The sequence below is a fragment of the Granulicella paludicola genome (genome assembly GCF_025685545.1).
In the GTDB taxonomy this organism is placed as follows: Bacteria; Acidobacteriota; Terriglobia; order Terriglobales; family Acidobacteriaceae; genus Granulicella; species Granulicella paludicola.
Genome location: NZ_JAGSYC010000026.1, coordinates 324,346 through 340,440 on the forward strand (window position 1 = coordinate 324,346; position 16,095 = coordinate 340,440).

16 protein-coding genes are annotated in these 16,095 nt (G+C 60.4%); 10 read left to right on the top strand and 6 right to left on the bottom strand.

What is annotated here, in order from left to right; genetic code table 11:
• Positions 1-245: 245 nt before the first annotated feature.
• The 5 genes from OHL14_RS16935 to OHL14_RS16955 all read left to right on the top strand — a co-directional run bounded on the left by OHL14_RS16935 (position 246) and on the right by OHL14_RS16955 (position 5,509).
• On the top strand, positions 246-503 hold the full coding sequence (locus OHL14_RS16935; protein ID WP_263380558.1) for a hypothetical protein: 258 nt from the start codon (positions 246-248) through the stop codon (positions 501-503).
• A gap of 57 nt (positions 504-560) precedes the next feature.
• Positions 561-1,964, top strand: coding sequence for a class I SAM-dependent methyltransferase (locus OHL14_RS16940; RefSeq protein ID WP_263380559.1), 1,404 nt, complete (start codon positions 561-563; stop codon positions 1,962-1,964).
• A complete protein-coding gene (locus OHL14_RS16945; protein WP_263380560.1) occupies positions 1,961-3,526 on the top strand; it encodes a sulfatase-like hydrolase/transferase in 1,566 nt (521 codons plus the stop codon). Before OHL14_RS16940 ends, OHL14_RS16945 begins: the two co-directional genes overlap by 4 nt.
• 302 nt (positions 3,527-3,828) lie before the next feature.
• Positions 3,829-4,458: a hypothetical protein gene (locus OHL14_RS16950; protein ID WP_263380561.1), complete on the top strand. Its 630-nt coding sequence runs from the start codon at positions 3,829-3,831 to the stop codon at positions 4,456-4,458.
• 94 nt (positions 4,459-4,552) lie between these two features.
• On the top strand, positions 4,553-5,509 hold the full coding sequence (locus OHL14_RS16955; protein WP_263380562.1) for a hypothetical protein: 957 nt from the start codon (positions 4,553-4,555) through the stop codon (positions 5,507-5,509).
• An 82-nt stretch (positions 5,510-5,591) separates the two neighbouring features.
• Here OHL14_RS16955 and OHL14_RS16960 read toward each other — a convergent pair whose 3' ends face one another.
• The gene (locus OHL14_RS16960; RefSeq protein WP_263380563.1) at positions 5,592-6,032 is read right to left on the bottom strand and encodes an energy transducer TonB; all 441 of its coding nucleotides are present in this window, start codon (positions 6,030-6,032) and stop codon (positions 5,592-5,594) included.
• A gap of 238 nt (positions 6,033-6,270) precedes the next feature.
• Positions 6,271-7,701 carry a glycoside hydrolase family 27 protein gene (locus tag OHL14_RS16965; RefSeq protein ID WP_263380564.1) on the bottom strand — a complete coding sequence of 477 codons (1,431 nt, stop codon included), beginning with the start codon at positions 7,699-7,701 and terminating at the stop codon, positions 6,271-6,273.
• A gap of 99 nt (positions 7,702-7,800) precedes the next feature.
• Here OHL14_RS16965 and trxA point away from each other — a divergent pair, with 99 nt between their 5' ends.
• Positions 7,801-8,229 (top strand): thioredoxin, encoded by a 429-nt coding sequence (trxA, locus tag OHL14_RS16970; protein WP_263380565.1) that lies wholly within the window; start codon positions 7,801-7,803, stop codon positions 8,227-8,229.
• Between the two features lie 9 nt (positions 8,230-8,238).
• On the opposite strand, the gene OHL14_RS16975 is transcribed toward trxA, so the two are convergent.
• Positions 8,239-10,227 carry a tetratricopeptide repeat protein gene (locus tag OHL14_RS16975; RefSeq protein WP_263380566.1) on the bottom strand — a complete coding sequence of 663 codons (1,989 nt, stop codon included), beginning with the start codon at positions 10,225-10,227 and terminating at the stop codon, positions 8,239-8,241.
• Positions 10,224-10,826, bottom strand: coding sequence for a redoxin domain-containing protein (locus OHL14_RS16980; protein WP_263380567.1), 603 nt, complete (start codon positions 10,824-10,826; stop codon positions 10,224-10,226). The genes OHL14_RS16975 and OHL14_RS16980 overlap by 4 nt, the downstream gene beginning before the upstream one ends.
• A gap of 109 nt (positions 10,827-10,935) precedes the next feature.
• Between OHL14_RS16980 and OHL14_RS16985 the strand changes: the two genes are divergently transcribed.
• The 4 genes from OHL14_RS16985 (at position 10,936) to OHL14_RS17000 (ending at position 14,052) form a co-directional block, all read left to right on the top strand.
• Positions 10,936-11,256, top strand: a complete 321-nt coding sequence (locus OHL14_RS16985) for an FmdB family zinc ribbon protein (protein WP_263380568.1) — start codon at positions 10,936-10,938, stop codon at positions 11,254-11,256.
• 66 nt (positions 11,257-11,322) lie between these two features.
• Positions 11,323-11,589 carry a hypothetical protein gene (locus OHL14_RS16990; protein ID WP_263380569.1) on the top strand — a complete coding sequence of 89 codons (267 nt, stop codon included), beginning with the start codon at positions 11,323-11,325 and terminating at the stop codon, positions 11,587-11,589.
• A gap of 134 nt (positions 11,590-11,723) precedes the next feature.
• Positions 11,724-12,782 (top strand): GTP 3',8-cyclase MoaA, encoded by a 1,059-nt coding sequence (gene moaA, locus OHL14_RS16995; RefSeq protein ID WP_263380570.1) that lies wholly within the window; start codon positions 11,724-11,726, stop codon positions 12,780-12,782.
• Between the two features lie 148 nt (positions 12,783-12,930).
• Positions 12,931-14,052: a GGDEF domain-containing protein gene (locus OHL14_RS17000; RefSeq protein ID WP_263380571.1), complete on the top strand. Its 1,122-nt coding sequence runs from the start codon at positions 12,931-12,933 to the stop codon at positions 14,050-14,052.
• 28 nt (positions 14,053-14,080) lie between these two features.
• Here OHL14_RS17000 and OHL14_RS17005 read toward each other — a convergent pair whose 3' ends face one another.
• On the bottom strand, positions 14,081-15,106 hold the full coding sequence (locus tag OHL14_RS17005; protein ID WP_263380572.1) for a hypothetical protein: 1,026 nt from the start codon (positions 15,104-15,106) through the stop codon (positions 14,081-14,083).
• A 63-nt stretch (positions 15,107-15,169) separates the two neighbouring features.
• The gene (gene galU / locus OHL14_RS17010) at positions 15,170-16,048 is read right to left on the bottom strand and encodes a UTP--glucose-1-phosphate uridylyltransferase GalU (protein WP_263380573.1); all 879 of its coding nucleotides are present in this window, start codon (positions 16,046-16,048) and stop codon (positions 15,170-15,172) included.
• Positions 16,049-16,095: the final 47 nt, after the last annotated feature.

Here is a 16,095-nt window from a genome sequence, read left to right on the forward strand (position 1 = left end):
GGAACACTTCCTGAGCGCATCTTAGGTCCGCAGCCCCTAGGACAGCGACCCAACAGACACCTGCCAAGTTGCAGGAAAACCATTCTTTGGCGGGTGCCATCTGAATCACCAAGACGTGAATCTTTGTTGAACGTTTGAACGTCCATGTATACAGCTTTTGATAGCTGGGTCGTTTAACGTTGCCGTCTGCAACGATCGCTTTACTCCGGCTGCGCATTTTTGCAACACCAGAAAGAATCTACAGGATGAAACGATTTCTCTCCTTCTCGCTCGCCGTTTTCTGCTGTTTCTGCCTGATGATCGCGACTGAGCCACGCGCACACGCTTATATTGACCCCGGCACGGGTTTGCTCGCGCTGCAATCGTTCTTCGCTGGCCTTGCGGCCTTCGGCTACATGATGCGGCGCCGCATCGCTGCCCTCTTCGGGCGGGATAAATCGCCCAAGAACGTTGTGATGGCCTCGACTACCGTTCAGAATGAGAAGGAGCGGAACGCCGCGTAGGCTCTCTGCTCCGCCGCTCGACCGTGGCGGGCCTGAGCGTCACGTAAGCTACTACTCATGCCGCCCGTTACTCCGCCGCCTACCTTTCGCGATCCGGCTGGTTCTCTAAGCCTCACCCCGGAACACGCTGTTCGCACCATCCATCCCGGTGCATGCGAAGAAGTGCTCCAGTTCCTGAACTCACCACTGCGCCAGCAACTGGAGCAGCGCGGAGAGATGGTTTTCACCACCTTCGCCGAACAGACAGAAAGCTCCCTCCAACTTATTCACCCGCGCATTCCCATCGTGACCTACCCGTGGGAATGGACGCCGGGCCAGTGGCTCGCCGCCGCCGACCTTACCCTCGCTCTCTGCGAAGAGGCGCTCAATCATGGCTGGATCCTGAAGGACGCCACCCCGCTCAACATTCTCTTCGTAGGAACAAAGCCTGTGCTGGTCGACGTTCTCTCGTTTGAGAAACATACTCCGGGCGACTCCATTTGGCTCGCCTATGGCCAGTACGTTCGCACCTTCCTGCTGCCGCTGCTTATGACGCGTCTGCTGCACTGGCCTTTAGCGTTGACGATGTTGAAGCGCGATGGCTATGAGCCCACCGACCTCTACGCCGCGCTGAGTTTTACGCAACGCTTCTCTCCTGCAGCCTTCTTCCCCATCACGCTGCCCTCGATGCTGGAAAAGCGCAACGACAAGGGTGAGGCCGCCAAGGCCGCAGCAAAACCTGCTCTCAAGGAGCCGGGACTTGCCTTGCACCTGCTCCAGGGCACACTCAAAGGTCTGCGCCGCCGCACCCATAAAGCACTGCCCAAAGAGGCCACCTCCGAGTGGTCCGACTACACCTCAACCCTCACGCACTACACCTCGCAGGAGAGCGCCGAAAAGATTGCCTTCGTTCGTGAGGTGCTGGAGTCGCTCAAGCCACGCCGGGTGCTCGATATCGGCGCGAACACAGGCGAGTTCAGTGCGCTGGCTGCTGAGTCCGGTGCCTCTGTGGTTGCGCTCGAACGCGATGCCGCCGCGGCGGACAGGCTCTTCAAGCGCGCCCAGGCCCAGAAACTGGATATCCTGGCGATCCACTCCGACCTCTCGCGACCCTCGCCCGCCGTTGGCTGGAACAACTCCGAGTCCACGTCACTGCTCTCGCGGCTCGAAAGCCAGTTCGATCTCGTGCTGATGCTCGCGGTCATTCACCACCTCATCCTGATGGAGCAGATTCCGGTCGATGCCATTATGGACCTGCTGCACGGCATGACTCGCAACCATCTGCTGCTGGAGTGGGTGCCTGTGACTGACCCCATGTTCCAAAGCCTGATGCGCGGGCGCGACGAGCTCTATGGCGGCCTTTCGGAGACCGACCTCGAGCGCGCCTGCGTGGGCCGGTTCAACCAACTGCGCCGCCTCCCGCTAAACAACGGACGCATACTGCTGCTGCTTGAAAAGACCGTCGCCGGAGCTGCGCGATGAAGGCCTCCGTTGTCCGCATCCGCGAAGCCCGACCGCGCCAGTACCACTTCGTCAAGCGCTTCTGCCAGTGCCTCGGGCTCGCGACCATCCTGCTCGCTACGAACTACGGCGACCTGCTCGGCGGCGGCGCGGATGTTCGCATGCATGTGCCTTACGCACTCGGCGGTATCGTCGTTGCACAGCTGGCGGACATCTTCATCCTCGCCGCCTTCTTCTTCGCTATCCTCGCACCACTCTCGCGCACGCGACTCTATCCGGTCGTCCGCCTGCTGCTCGTGATTCTTGTACCGCCGTATATCCTCTTTCGGCTGCAGGAGCAGATTCCCTACATGGCGATCAACGGCGTGCTCACTGTGATCTTTATCCTTTGGGGCACCTTCGCGCTAGTCTGCTATCTTCGCGCGCAGAACGTGTACCGTCGCCTCATACGGATTGGCGATGGTGCCGGAGTCTTCCTGTTCGTCTTCGCCGTATGCAGCATTCTGCAGCTCTTCTTCGTCATGCTGTGGAAGCCCGGCCCGTACCAGCATGTCGCCGCCTGGGCTAAAACCTCGCAGCCAGCAGCCCCGCGCGAGCATCCACGCCTTGTCTGGATCGTCTTTGACGAACTCTCATTCGATCAGACCTTTGGTCACCGCTCGCGCGAGCTCTCGCTGCCAAACTTCGATGCGCTGCGTAACCAGTCCACACTCTTCACCAATACGCAGACGATCGGTACACGCACCGTCAAGATCATTCCCTCGCTGCTTAGCGGTAACGTGGTCGATGACACTCGCTTCGGTTTCAACAACAGTTTCAAGGTCCACTACGTAGGCAAGCACGGCTGGCATCCCCTCGATGGCAGCGGTACCGTCTTTGCCGACGCGCAGAAGCAAGGCTGGCGCACCGCCGCCGTGGGCTGGTACAACCCTTATTGCACCATCTATGCGGGTGCCATCGACGACTGCTACGCCATGAACCTCGATCGCATCGATGGGGATATGGCCCAGCGCCACTCCGTCTGGAGCAACATCTACTCCCCGCTCGCCGGTATGGTGCGCGAGGTGAAAGCGCCGGCCCGGTCGGATCGCGATAGCTGCACTTACGACGTCCGCCAACGCCTACAGACGTTCCTCGACCTGCGTCGCCATGCCCTGGATGAGTTGCAGAACGATCAGGCTGACCTCACCTTCCTCCACATGCCGGTGCCGCACAGCCCCAACATCTGGAACCGCAACACCGATAACTTCACCACCTTCTGCGACAGCTCCTACCTCGACAACCTCGCGCTCGCCGACCGCACCCTGGGCGAGATCATGAAGCAGCTGCAAGCCTCACCCCGCTGGAAGGACACCACGGTCATCGTGCAGGGCGACCACAGCTGGCGCATGTATCTCTGGAACAATCAGCCCACCTGGACCGAAGAAGATGACGCCATCACCCGCAGCGGATTCGACCCACGTCCTGCTCTGCTGATTCATCGCGCCGGACAGACAGCGCCCGAGACGGACAACTCGCACTGGTTGCTGCTGAAGGTGCATGACGTCATCGAACAGGTATTGCACACAGGCGACACGAAGTAGCCGTCACTCCGCAAGCAAGAAGACCAGCTGTACCCAAGGGCCGTCCTGATAGTCGGCCCTTCCGTCTGCTCGCGCCACCGTGATGCAGCCCGAAGTGCGTCACCCAAGGCGAGCCATCGTGCCCTGCAGAGTAGTCAGCTCTAGCCTCGTCCGGAAAGGTCCAAAAGATTTTGAATCTTTCTTTGGGCCCAGCCACAACTAGCTCGACAAGCGGGTGTCATAGCACGGCAGGCAGTAGACGTAGCCGACACGAAAAAAGCTGCGCGCTGAGCAAGTAAATTTCTTTATCGGAGCATCCAGACATGAAGACGCCGTATTTAGCACTTTTCTCTGCCTTCGCCCTGTCGGCAGCCGCCGCTTGCGCGCAAACCGCCCCAACCTCCACCGTCACCACAGTGACTCCTCCTGTCGTCACCGGCGCCACCCTTGCCGACCGCAAGGAAAACCAGCAGGACCGCATAGCCCAGGGACTCAAGAGCGGCGAGATGACCGCCTCCGAAGCCTCCACCGTCGAAAAGCAGGAGGCCGGCATCAATAAGGAGGAAGCCGGAATGCGCGCGCAGGATAACGGTAAGCTCACCGCGCAGGACAAGACCACCCTCAACTCGCAGCTCAATGTCGAGTCGAAGGACATCTACGCCGACAAGCACAACGCCTCCACCCAGAAGCCCACCAACGGTGAGATCAACGATCGCCTCGCCCACCAGCAGGACCGCATCTCCAACGGCATCAACAGCGACAAGCTCACCAACACGCAAGTCGCCAAGCTGGAGACACAGGAAGGCGGCATCAACAAGGAAGAGACCGGGATGCGCGCGCAGGACAACGGCAAGCTGACCGCGCAGGATAAGAAAACGCTCAACAAGCAGCTCAATCAGGAGTCCCGCCGCATCGCTCGCGACGAGCGCCGCACCGAAAAGCACAAGAAGTAACCCCTCGCCTCACGCAGAAGCCCCCAGCAACGCACTGGGGGCTTCTGCGTCTAGTTCCCCTTGCCTGACCTCATCCCTTCAAGGAGCCAGTTTCATGATCGCCAAGGCCCAGAATGCCTTCCTCACCTCTCTTGCCTTGATCTTGTCGGCCTCCTGCCTCGGCCTCATCGCACTGCTCTGTTCTGCGCGCACCTGCCACGCGCAAGCCGCTCCAGTTGTCGAGAGCGAGTCAGCGCATACCGATATCCATGTCAATCCTGTGATGGGCGTCAACTTCTCACTTGACTACACCGGGCAGCACAATTCGGCGACCGGGTGGGCCAGCATTGTCATGCCCACCCTCTCCTACCGCTTCAACCGCTACCTCTCCGTCGATGCCTCCGTGCCCTGGTACGCCACCCTGAACGCGAATGTAGCTACGACCAAGGCCGGTGTCACCACCTACCCTCTCAAGTCCGGAACAAATCTGCTTGGCGACACGGACATCGCGGGTCATCTCGAGTTCGCCCCTCGCAAGCTCGTTTACCAGCTGAACACCACCGTCGGTCTCGATACCGGGAACTACCGCTACGGCCTAAGTGCTAACACCACCACCTACAACATCACCAACCACGCGGACTACGAGCTAGGACCTTTCACCCCCGATCTCGAGTTCGGCTTCGGCAACTCCTCCGCCCTCGCGAATACACACGTCCGTAAGGCTTATACGGCTGTCGGCCCACTCGCCAACTTCCAGGCCGGCACGTGGATCGAGCTGCCCTTCAACATGGGCCTCGATCTTGAGGCCTACGAGGACCTGCCCGTCGGCAACCAGAATGTGTACGGAACCATCACCAGGAAGAACAAGAAGGGTAAGACCGTCACGAAATCAATTTTGGAAGGAACCGGCGTCGCCGAGGACAACGGCTTTAACACCGAACTCGACCTGCCGCTCGGCCACCATTTTCTGCTCAATGGCACCTATGAGCGCAGCCTCGTGCAGGGCCTGGACACTGTCAGCGCTGGTATCACCTGGACCCTGCGCGCGCCCAAAATCCCCACACTCCGCTAAGCCACGCTTGGAGGCACACGATGGCTGACGGGACTTCGCCCACGCCCTTCACCCGTGCTTCGATCAAAACGGACTTTCGTTGCTAGGATGTCGTCTCGTTTCCGCTGAGGCGGAAGTGGATTGTGATGATTGTGCCAACTTTTACGGGAGTGTCGTTCACGAGAAACGGCGCATACTTCCACTGGTTCACCGCGGTCAGTGCGGGTATGCGAAGGATTTCCGTGCCGGAGACGACATCGAGGCTCTTGACCTTGCCCTTTTCATCCACGATCGCATATAGAACGACGTCGCCCTCGATGGCGGCGTTCTTCGCCTCCACCGGGTAAACAGGCGGCACCTTGGAGATATTCATTGCCTCCATTTTGGCTGGATCGACCTGCACGAGAGTGTCTGGCGCAGTCGCAGTCTCTGTAGTTGCCTGCGGGTTCCCCGAACTGGTTGTTTCCGCCGACTGCGCGCAGAGCGTCGTCCCGGTAAACAGAGTTGCGACAAAGATGGTGATCGCGAGTATTCGTGTCTGCATAAGGGCCTCGTGTCAGGATCACGAACGAATTTAGCTCAGCGATCAGAGCTATTCCCGACTTGCCTTAAACTTACCCCAAAACGACACCGCACAGGGTCTCCGGCAAGCAGCCCACCCATTTCGGCAGGAGCGATTCCCGATATGAATACAAACCGTCAAGAGCTCGCCCAAGCCGTGCGATGGAGGCTAAACCGGTAGTGATACTTCAGCTACGCGAATCGCAGGCACGATCAAGGGCTTAGCGCAGCAGGTACAGCGCGCACCCATGCTCCGGAATCTTCACATCGAGGCCGCTGCCCGGCTCGTCCTTCTCCACCACGTCTCTCGGCTTCCAGACGTTGTGCGCTCGCCACGACTTGCCGCCCAGTGTCTTATCGAGCTCCGCATAGCTGCTCTTGAAGGTCATCTCCTTCTCGCTCAGGTTAAACACGGCGACCGCCTCTTCTCCCTGCGGAAGATGCGACCGCCAAACAACGATATCGCCAGCGTGCGAGAGCTCATACGATCCACTGCCTTGCTGGTCGATGCGGATCAGGTCGCGGTTTGTCAGAAGTGCCAGCATCTCGTCGTCCAGCAGCGTCAGGTTTGCTCCCAAAATCAGCGGGCTCCGCGCCATCGCCCAAAGAGACAGCAGCGACCGCCGCTCCACGGTATCCAGCCCGGAGTTGCGGGGTTCACCCCAGCCCGGATGCGGTCGCAGCTCACCGATAGCCAGCATATCCGCATCGGGCCAGTTCCCCGGCTTCGCATACTTGGCCCAGGCAGCCAGCCGCGGGAACTGCTCCTTCACCGTCTGCGGCCAGTTCTTGCCCTTCGTCGGAGCCCATACGTCCCACTCGTCATCGGAGATGCGCCACATGTTCGCGAGCGTACTCACCTCCTCTGCGTGGGCCAGATTCATGGGACCCGGTGACAGGCTCAGCACGATCGGCCTGCCGGTCTTATCAATCGCTCTTCGGATCATCCTGATCTCATCGATCTTGTACGGATGGTCGCCAATGCAATCGACCTTGATCAGATCGACGCCCCACATCGCATATTGCCGCATCAGCGAGTCGTACCAAGCCTGCCCTGCTGCATTGTCCTTCACGCCCCAACTGGTCGGGTCCCACGAGCAGGCATCGCTTGTGTCCGCGGCATCCTGCGCATGAAACGCGCTGCCCTCAATGGGAGTGTTCCGCTCCGTGCTTACCCGCGGAATGCCGCGAATGATGTGAATGCCGAACTTCAACCCCTGCGCATGAACCGACCTGCCCAGCGCAGCGAAGCTCGTCTCCTCGATCGTGGCTGCAAGCTTTGCGCCCGCAGGCAGCGTTTTCGGTGCCGAGACCACCCTGCCAGCGGAAGGAAACCGGGCAGGCACCGGCACATAACGGCCATGCGCATCGATGGCATAGCGCAACGTATCCGACTTCTCGCGGTCCTGCGGATTTTCGAAGTACCAGCCCTCATCGATAACGGCATAGTTCCAGCCGAAGGGCAGCAGCTTTGTCTTGAGCACCCGCACGTTGTCGCGGAACTGCGGCTCGGTGATGGTCAGGCCATAGGCATCCCAGCTGTTCCAACCCATCGGAGGAGTCTGCGCGATGGCCTTACCACCGGGCGTCTGCGCACCTGCGCCTGCACACACCATCACAGCCATCACACAAGAAAACAAAAAGGTCTTCATGGCCTCTCAACATATCATTCCCTGCTTGCAGCTGGCCTGCCTTTGAGAGCATTGTGCCCACGCATGCATCTAACCTCAGGACTGAACCAGGAGAACGCCATGCCCGTCATTCGTGTCTGCCCGCACTGCCAAACCAAGAACCGCATCCCCGCCCGGCATCTTGCTGACACAGGTCGTTGCGGCGCGTGCAAAGAAGCTCTGCCGCCGCAGGCTGAACCCCTTGCCGCAGACACAGCGCTCTTCGACGAGACGATTCAGAACTCGCAGGTGCCGGTGCTGGTCGACTTCTGGGCGGACTGGTGCGGCCCCTGTCGCATGGCTGCTCCAGAGGTAGCCAAGACCGCCAAGGAGATGGCTGGCCGCGCCCTCGTACTCAAGGTCGACACCGAAAAGCAGCCCCAACTGGCAGCGCGCTACAACGTGCGTGGCATTCCGAACTTTGCTGTGTTCTCCGGCGGCAAACTCGTCCGCCAGGAGGCTGGATTCGTCGATCACACGGTCATGAGCCGCTGGCTCCAGACAGTCTGACCTCTAGCGTCACGGCAGCTTGGCCAGGTTTGATCTCGCAGCATCAAGCGACGGATCCAGCTCAATCGCGCGCTCGAAGTCTTTCCTGGCACTGAGCTTGTTACCACTCTGGGCTTCCATCACACCGAGGTCGCTCCAGTCGCTTGCACTCTTCGGCGCCAGCGCAATCACGGCCTTCTGCTCCTGCACAGCGTCCACCTGCTGTCCCATCTGCGCATACACCTGTGCAAGCGCACGATGCGGGTCAGGGTCCATCGGCTCGATACTTTGCCATGCCTTTAGCCGAGCGAGTGCCTTCGCCAGCAGGCCTTCATTCGCATAGACGATCGCCAGCAGCCGCTGGGCGGCCCCATCCTGAGGGTGCGCCGCTGTCAGCGTCACCAGCAGGGACTCCGCCTCCGCTGTGTCCTCATGCTCCGCGTCGATGGAAGCCAGATCGAACGCAGCGTCGGTGTAGCTGGCGTCCGTTGCAACAGCCTCTCGCAGTTGCTGTTGCGCGCCCTGCCAGTCGCCGGCTGCAGCCATCGCGGCACCGAGCGACGTCATTGTGCGCACATCCTTGGGTCGCTGCACCAGCAGCCTGCGATAGATCGCCTCGGCCTGCGTGCTATGGCCCTGCGCCGTCTCCAGCGCGGCCATGTTGTAGAGCGCGATGTCGTCATCCGGGCTCTTGCGCAGGCGATTCTCCATCCACGCCTGTTCTAACGCGAGCCGCGGATCGGGCTCATCGGCTTTCGGACCGACGGGCAATACCTGCAACCAGAGATGAGCCATCTCATCCTCGCTGCGATTGCCCGCATGCACCGCTACCGGCGGGCTGTGCGGATTGTGAACATTCGCCGCGGAGTTGTCGTAGCTATAGCGCATATGAACGACTGTCCCTGCGGGCAGCGGCAGAGGTTTCGCCAGCCTGTAAACGCTCTGCCGATCGATGTCCCAACTCTCGATGAGGATGAGGTCCTGACGCGAGCCATCGGGTAGCATCGCCCAGCCTTCAAGCCGCTTCCCCAGGTAGTGCGCATGCGGATAGACGCCTAACACCTGCACCGCGACGGGAAGCTTCAACTCGTCCTCCACTACGAAGTCGGTGGCTCCTGCCGGGATGTTGAGCGCGGCATCGTTCTCCAACTGCAGCAGCATCGGATGCTCGCTCGCGGGCTTATCCGTAAAGTACAGCCCGATCTTCGCGCGCACCGTCTCTGGCTTGCCGGTCGGCTTCAGATGCATGTTCAGAATCAGGTCGTCGCCAGGATTGAGCCGCCACGGCATTCCCTGCGGTTCCACCAGCGCGGTCGAGTCCGGCTTCCAGAACAGAAAGTGGCTGTCCGGGTCGAAGTCATCGCCTGAGTCCACCAGAATATCCATTCCCGGGACACCGCGCTGCCAGTCCGCAGGATGCTGCCGCCGCAGTGACTGCGTCCGATCGAGAATCACATTCGCATGATGGGTCACTTGCGCCGATCCCGGCTGAATCTCCATCGCCCGCACCCAACGAGAGGTCTGCAGCGAGCTGGGCAGCACAAAATTCATATATAGATCAGTACCCGAAGCAGGTACCTGCATGGCCGCAGGCATCTCCAGCACAAGGTCCGGCGGCCCGAGTTCCCAGCTGCTCTTGAAGGTCGGTGCCACCGGCACCTTGCCTGCACCCTCCGGTGCGCCGGATGCGACCCACGCCTTGATCGCGGCGATCTCGGCCTCACTCATACGTCGATTGCCTGCGAACTCGCCATGCCCCGGGGCAGGCAGCCACGGCGGCATGTAGCGACTCTGCGTGACGTCGAGCATCTGCGGCGACCACCGCTTCGCCTGCGCATACGTCGAAAGATCGAACGGCCCCGATCCACCTGTGTGATGGCAACTCAGGCAATTTTTGTAGACGATCGGAGCAATCTCTCCGCGCCAGGTCACCAGCTCGCGCTCATGCGCAGAAAGCTTCGTGGCAGGCTGCTGCGCCAGGAGCGCACCACTACACAGCAACAGGACCAGAACCTTCACTGTTTCGCGTCCTCACTCGTCTGCACAGGCGCGCTGGGGTTCATGATGGCGCAGCCGACGGGCGTTCCCACAGCCTTCTGCACAGGGCGCTGCCCCAGCACCTCGCTCACAACCTGCTCGATGAAATGCTCGGTTGCCTGCGGCCGTTCCACGCCCAGCCGAACATAGCGATCGTCGATGCGCCCGGTATACACCGGCTTCCAGGCAGCGCCATCACGGACAAGCACCGCCGCCTCTGGAGTCACGCGAGCATGCGTCAGCGCGACCAGCCGACTAGCCTTATCCAGAACGGCATCTTTTCCCACGCCGAACGCGGCAAGGTGATGCGTCATCGTCTGCAAGGTCTCGCCCGTGTTGGGGTAGACGAACCAGAACGCTACGTCACGCGCGGCGAACTCATGCTGCACGCGCAGCATCTCCGGCAGTGTCCGGTTCGAGACAGGGCAGTCGCTCGCCACGAAGTACAGCACCACAGCTTTGGCTGACGCGGGTGCCAGTTCCAACAGCGGTCTGCCGTCAGCCTGCAAGCCGAAAGCTTGTTCCCCAGCACTCGCGGCGCACGCCAGCACCACAGCCACCACTGCTCGACCCCATTGCATGGCAGCGATTCTAGGCTGCCGTTGGAGGGCTTGTATAGCGGCAGCAGCCGTCTGAGCCGCCTGCGGGCTGTATCCTAGAGACTGAGCACTGAATCCAGAAGGAACCGCCATGCCGCTCTACGAATACGAATGCTCCGCCTGCCACCGTCGCACGGAGAAGATCCAGAAGTTTTCTGACGCCGAGCTCACCATCTGCCCGCACTGCGGCGGACCGCTCGAGCGCACCATCACCGCACCCGCCTTCAACTTCGCCGGAGGTGGCTGGTACAAAGACCTTTACTCCTCCACCGCGAAGCCCTCCGGCGACTCCAGCGCAGCTGCTCCAGCGACCGCCGCAAGCACTGATTCGGCTCCCGCTGCCGCACCCGCAGCTCCGACCGCTGCTGCAGCCCCTGCTCCCCCCGCCGCATCCAATACGTCGAAGACTTAGCTCCTGTTGGCGGAGGCAGTACTCCCGTCTTTCTTCCCTTATACCCAAGGTTCTACTCACTGAGATATGATTCAGGCCATGAAGGTGTCACGTTCCCTCCGCAAACTCGGTAACCAGATTGGCGATCAGATTGACGATCTGACGGACAGCCACGAGAGCAGCCTGCTGCGCACCGTCGGGTGGGTCTCTGCGGGCGTCACAGCTGTCGCTCTCGGACTGATCGTTGGCCGCGAGATTCGCCAGCGATATAAGTTCAATCGCCGCACCCCCTACGATTTCTACGCTCACTCGGGCGATCAGGTGCAGGACGTGGACTTCGGCGTAGGCATCTAGCTCGCGGAGAATCTGGAATCAACAGGCAGGAGACAGCGGCGGTTCCGCCCCGCTTCACTCCTGCCCTTCGCTTTTCTGATCCGGAGCACCGGGTCGCCACGCCGTAGCGCGCATCCAATCTAAGTAAGCCTTTCATGAGTCATACTCTGCCCATCCTCGAAACCTCTTCCCCGGTCGCCCCTCTGGCCGTCGGTGGCTTCGAGCGTCTGCGCGACAGTCACAACCGGCTCATTACCGACCTACGGCTTTCCATCACCGACCGCTGCAACTACCGCTGCGTCTACTGCCGCACCGGCAACGATGGTGCCCAGTTTTCCGAGTTGCCCATGGCGGACTATGCTCGCCTGCTGAGGATCTTCGTCTCGCTCGGCATCGAGAAAGTGCGCCTCACCGGTGGCGAACCCTTGCTGCGCGATGGACTGCTCGACCTCGTTCGTGAAATCTCCGAGATGCGCTCCGACTTCGTGTCGAAGATCGACATCGCGGTAACCACCAATGGTCATAAACTTGCCGGGTTGGCGCAACCGCTCAAGGATGCCGGCCTTTCACGCATTACGGTCAGCATGGACGCTGTCGACTCGGACACCTTCGCTCGCATCACACGCGTTCCCGGCAGCTTTGAACGCGTTCAGGCAGGCATCCGGGCCGCGCAAGACGCAGGACTCGGACCAGTTAAAGTGAACTGTGTGCTACTCCGCGGCTTCAACGACTCGCAGATCGAGGCTTTCGCGGAGTTCTCCCGCAGTGAGAACGTCATCGTCCGCTTCATCGAATTCATGCCGCTGGAAGAAGACCGCACCTGGACGCCTGAAACCGTGGTCCCACTTTCCGAGATCGTTGAACGGCTCAATAAGGTACGGCCCCTCGTTGCTTTGCCTGCGAACAATCCATCCGAGACAGCGCGTCGTTACACCTTCGACGATGGAGTGGGAGAGATCGGCATTATTGCTCCCGTGTCACAGCCCTTCTGTGGGCAGTGCAGCAGGATTCGTCTGACCTCCGACGGCAAGATACGAACGTGCCTGTTTTCCCAATCTGACCACGATCTGGTGGGCTGGATGCATCGCGGAGAGACAGATGAGGAACTACGGCAGCGCATTCGTCGTATTATCGAAAAGAAAGAAGCACGCCATCATATCGGTGAGCCCTCTTTTCTAAAGCCTTCACGCAGTATGGTGCATATCGGCGGTTGAGCTCTTCGGTATAGAGAAATCAGACTGAAAGCTGAATACGCCTTGGAAGCGTAGACTTCCGCTCCATCGTCCCACTTCCGGTCCTCCTTTTCGCACGCTCCTCTTCGGAGAGCGGCACTGTGTTCACTCCCAGCACTCTGGATGCACCTTGAAATCAAAGCGTCAGCTCGAATCCATCGACTCCCGCCAGTTAGAGAGCCTTCGTGTATTCCACGATGTCGCGAGCGCCCTGACCTCCAATCTTCAGCTGGACAACTTGCTGCGCACCATCATGCAACAGATGGAGAGCTTTTTCGGCCCTGAGCAGTGGACCCTGCTGCTGGTGGATGAAGAAACACAGCATCTGTACTATGCGCTCTCTGCGGGCACCGATGAGGAACTGCTGCGCGACATCCGACTGCCGATCGGCGAAGGCATCGCGGGATTTGTAGCCGCTTCGGGCATTCCGCTCGTCGTGCCGGATGTATCCCAGGCACCGGACTGGAGCGCCTACGCAGCAGCGCATCCTGAGCTGCACTTACAGTCGATCGCATGCCTGCCGATTCGCCATGGCGACCGCACGCTCGCGGTGTTGCAGATGAATAACTCGAAGCTCGACCTGCTGCCTGATGCTTCGATCACCTTTCTTCGCATCTTCTGCGACTACGCAGCCATCGCTCTCGAAAACGCACGCCACGTAAAGTTGATCGACCGGCTGACGATCACGGACGATTGCACCGGCCTGTTCAATGCTCGCCATTTCTACAACCTGCTCGACGAGGAGATCGCCCGTTGCACCACACCCGCCTCCCGCGGGCGCGTTGTCTCCATCCAGCAAGAGCACTTCTCCCTGATCTTTATCGACCTCGATCACTTCAAGAGCATCAACGACACACACGGGCATCTCGTCGGCTCTGCGCTGCTTGCCGAGATCGGCAGCCTGATCAAACGCACGATCGGCCCGGAGCATGCGGCCTTCCGCTACGGTGGCGATGAGTTCGTCTGCCTGCTCAATCATCTCGACAAGCCTGATGCACTGGAGCTGGCGGATCAGCTTCTGAAAAAGCTGAGTTCTACCCCGTTCCTCAGCGCCTCGAAGCTAAACATCTCCATGACCGGCAGCTTCGGCCTCGCGACCTTTCCCCAGGATGGCACGACCCAGAAGGAGATCGTCTTCAGCGCGGATACCGCGATGTACAACGCCAAGGCGGAAGGCCGTAATTGCATCTCGGTGGCCGACCCATCCAAGCCGAAGGTCATTGTCCCATCCAAGGGTTCGCGACACAGCTAACTCACAGCGATTGCCACTGGCCGACAGGCTAAGGCTTGCGGCTCTTCAGTTCCACCGGCCCGCGCACATCCGGTCGCAGCGCCTCGAGATTCTCCGCCGCCTGCGGATGCACACCGAACTCCCACACGTTCAGGTTCACCTCGTGATCACTGACGACCTCGATCAGCGCATACTCCCCCGGCTCCAGCGGCTCGGTCGGCGTCAGCTTCAGCCAGTGCCCGCCCGGCAGCTCCTGCTCCCGCGTCTCGATCACCTCGGGCTGCTTATGACCGCTGTTCAACCACGCGATGCGGAAGCTGTTCACAATGCGTGAATCCAGCCGCGCATCCAGCCTCTCGATGACATACGAGCTCCCAGCGGCGCCTCCCGTGGGCGTCTCACGTACTGTGTTGTTGTCCGCGCCATGGGTGTCGACGATGAATCCGCCGCCCGTCTCGGCCAGATCGTCTCCGACGCGCACATAAAACGAAAACTCGGTCCCATGCAATTGCACGTCAGCGCTGCGATGCGGAAGTTCCAGAATCCGGTGCGGCGATGACGCAGGATTGAGAGCCTGCTTCAGCACACCATGGGCTGTCTCTTTGTTCAGGTCGGTTCCCTGTTGCGGCAGCGGCACCAGCTCGGGTGTGTCCTCGAAGCGATCCAGCGCCAGCAGGCTCAAGTCCTGCGGCAATCGCAGATTGGCAGACACCTCGGGCGTCATCGCTGCGCGTTCTGCCTCGGCCTTCGCAAGCTCTGGACTCAGCACCGGCCGCTCGTTGCGCTGTCCCAGGCCTTCAGGAGCCACATGCTGTTGAAACCATGCCACCGTTGCTGGCATGTCTACCAGCTTCAACGGAATATCCTCCAGCTCGCCGTTGCGCTCGGCGCTCCGGTAGGACACGGTGTTGCCCTCCACCTTGTAGCTGAGCACCGCCTGATAGCTGCCATCCTTCAGAATCAGGCGAGTTCGCTGATACACCGCCGTCGCCGCATCGGTGCTACGAGACGCCTGAGTCTGCGCTCCCACCGGTGCTGCAGCAAAAGGGGAGCAGGTCATCGCGGCTAGCCCCATCAACACTCCAAGTGTCGCGCGCCTAGCCACTATTCCCTGCTCCCTCTTCCCTACTTCCTGCTCTTAAAACTTCTTCGCCTTCAGCCACTCGCGGAAGGCAGGGCCGAGGTCTTCACGTTCCAGCGCAAAGTCGACCGTCGCCTTCAGAAAGCCGAACTTGTCGCCTGCATCGTGACGGACGCCCTTGTAGCGGAAGCCGTAGACCTTCTCAAACTGAATCAGCGCCTTGATCGCGTCGGTGAGCTGCAGTTCGCCGCCGGCGCCCGGCTTGAGGCCTTCGATCAACTCAAAGATGCGCGGCGTAAGGATATACCGGCCGATGATGGCGTTCTGGCTCGGAGCCTCATGCGGCTTCGGCTTTTCCACCATGTCGCGCACATGCAGCAGCTGCGGATCGTTCGGGTCAACCAAGCAGTCGAGGCAACCGTAATTCTGGATAGCGTCGCCCTCAACCTCTTCGGAGCCGAGGATGGAGGCCTGCACCTTCTCAAACGCCTGCACCATCTGCTTCATGCAGGCTTCGTCACCATGCACCACATCGTCCGGCAGGATGACGCAGAAAGGCTCATCGCCCACGATCTCTTTAGCCTGCAGTACCGCATGTCCCAGACCAAGCGGCTCCGACTGGCGGGTCGCTACGATGCGGGCCAGCTTGGTGACTTCGCGAACCTTCTCCAACAGCTCCAACTTGCCTCGACGTTCGAGCGAGGCCTCAAGCTCCGGGGCGCGGTCAAAGTGATCTTCCATTGTGACCTTGCCGCGACCGGTGATGATAATAACCTCATCACAGCCGGCGGCCACAGCTTCTTCCACGCCGTACTGCAGCAGTGGCTTATCCACCAGCGGCAGCATCTCCTTCGGCATCACCTTGGTAGCGGGGAGAAAGCGGGTACCCATACCCGCCGCGGGAATTACTGCCTTACGAATCTTCAAACCAGCCATCGAGCCCTCAAATCTTTCTAAAATTTACTGCTCACGCATAGACAGAG

Excerpts from the sequence above, each read along its gene's own strand:
- OHL14_RS16935 (WP_263380558.1), top strand. The coding sequence starts at position 246 with ATGAAACGATTTCTCTCCTTCTCGCTCGCCGTTTTCTGCTGTTTCTGC.
- OHL14_RS16940 (WP_263380559.1), top strand. The coding sequence starts at position 561 with ATGCCGCCCGTTACTCCGCCGCCTACCTTTCGCGATCCGGCTGGTTCT.
- OHL14_RS16945 (WP_263380560.1), top strand. The coding sequence starts at position 1,961 with ATGAAGGCCTCCGTTGTCCGCATCCGCGAAGCCCGACCGCGCCAGTAC.
- OHL14_RS16950 (WP_263380561.1), top strand. The coding sequence starts at position 3,829 with ATGAAGACGCCGTATTTAGCACTTTTCTCTGCCTTCGCCCTGTCGGCA.
- OHL14_RS16955 (WP_263380562.1), top strand. The coding sequence starts at position 4,553 with ATGATCGCCAAGGCCCAGAATGCCTTCCTCACCTCTCTTGCCTTGATC.
- OHL14_RS16960 (WP_263380563.1), bottom strand. The coding sequence starts at position 6,032 with ATGCAGACACGAATACTCGCGATCACCATCTTTGTCGCAACTCTGTTT.
- OHL14_RS16965 (WP_263380564.1), bottom strand. The coding sequence starts at position 7,701 with ATGAAGACCTTTTTGTTTTCTTGTGTGATGGCTGTGATGGTGTGTGCA.
- trxA (WP_263380565.1), top strand. The coding sequence starts at position 7,801 with ATGCCCGTCATTCGTGTCTGCCCGCACTGCCAAACCAAGAACCGCATC.
- OHL14_RS16980 (WP_263380567.1), bottom strand. The coding sequence starts at position 10,826 with ATGCAATGGGGTCGAGCAGTGGTGGCTGTGGTGCTGGCGTGCGCCGCG.
- OHL14_RS16985 (WP_263380568.1), top strand. The coding sequence starts at position 10,936 with ATGCCGCTCTACGAATACGAATGCTCCGCCTGCCACCGTCGCACGGAG.
- OHL14_RS16990 (WP_263380569.1), top strand. The coding sequence starts at position 11,323 with ATGATTCAGGCCATGAAGGTGTCACGTTCCCTCCGCAAACTCGGTAAC.
- moaA (WP_263380570.1), top strand. The coding sequence starts at position 11,724 with ATGAGTCATACTCTGCCCATCCTCGAAACCTCTTCCCCGGTCGCCCCT.
- OHL14_RS17005 (WP_263380572.1), bottom strand. The coding sequence starts at position 15,106 with ATGGGGCTAGCCGCGATGACCTGCTCCCCTTTTGCTGCAGCACCGGTG.
- galU (WP_263380573.1), bottom strand. The coding sequence starts at position 16,048 with ATGGCTGGTTTGAAGATTCGTAAGGCAGTAATTCCCGCGGCGGGTATG.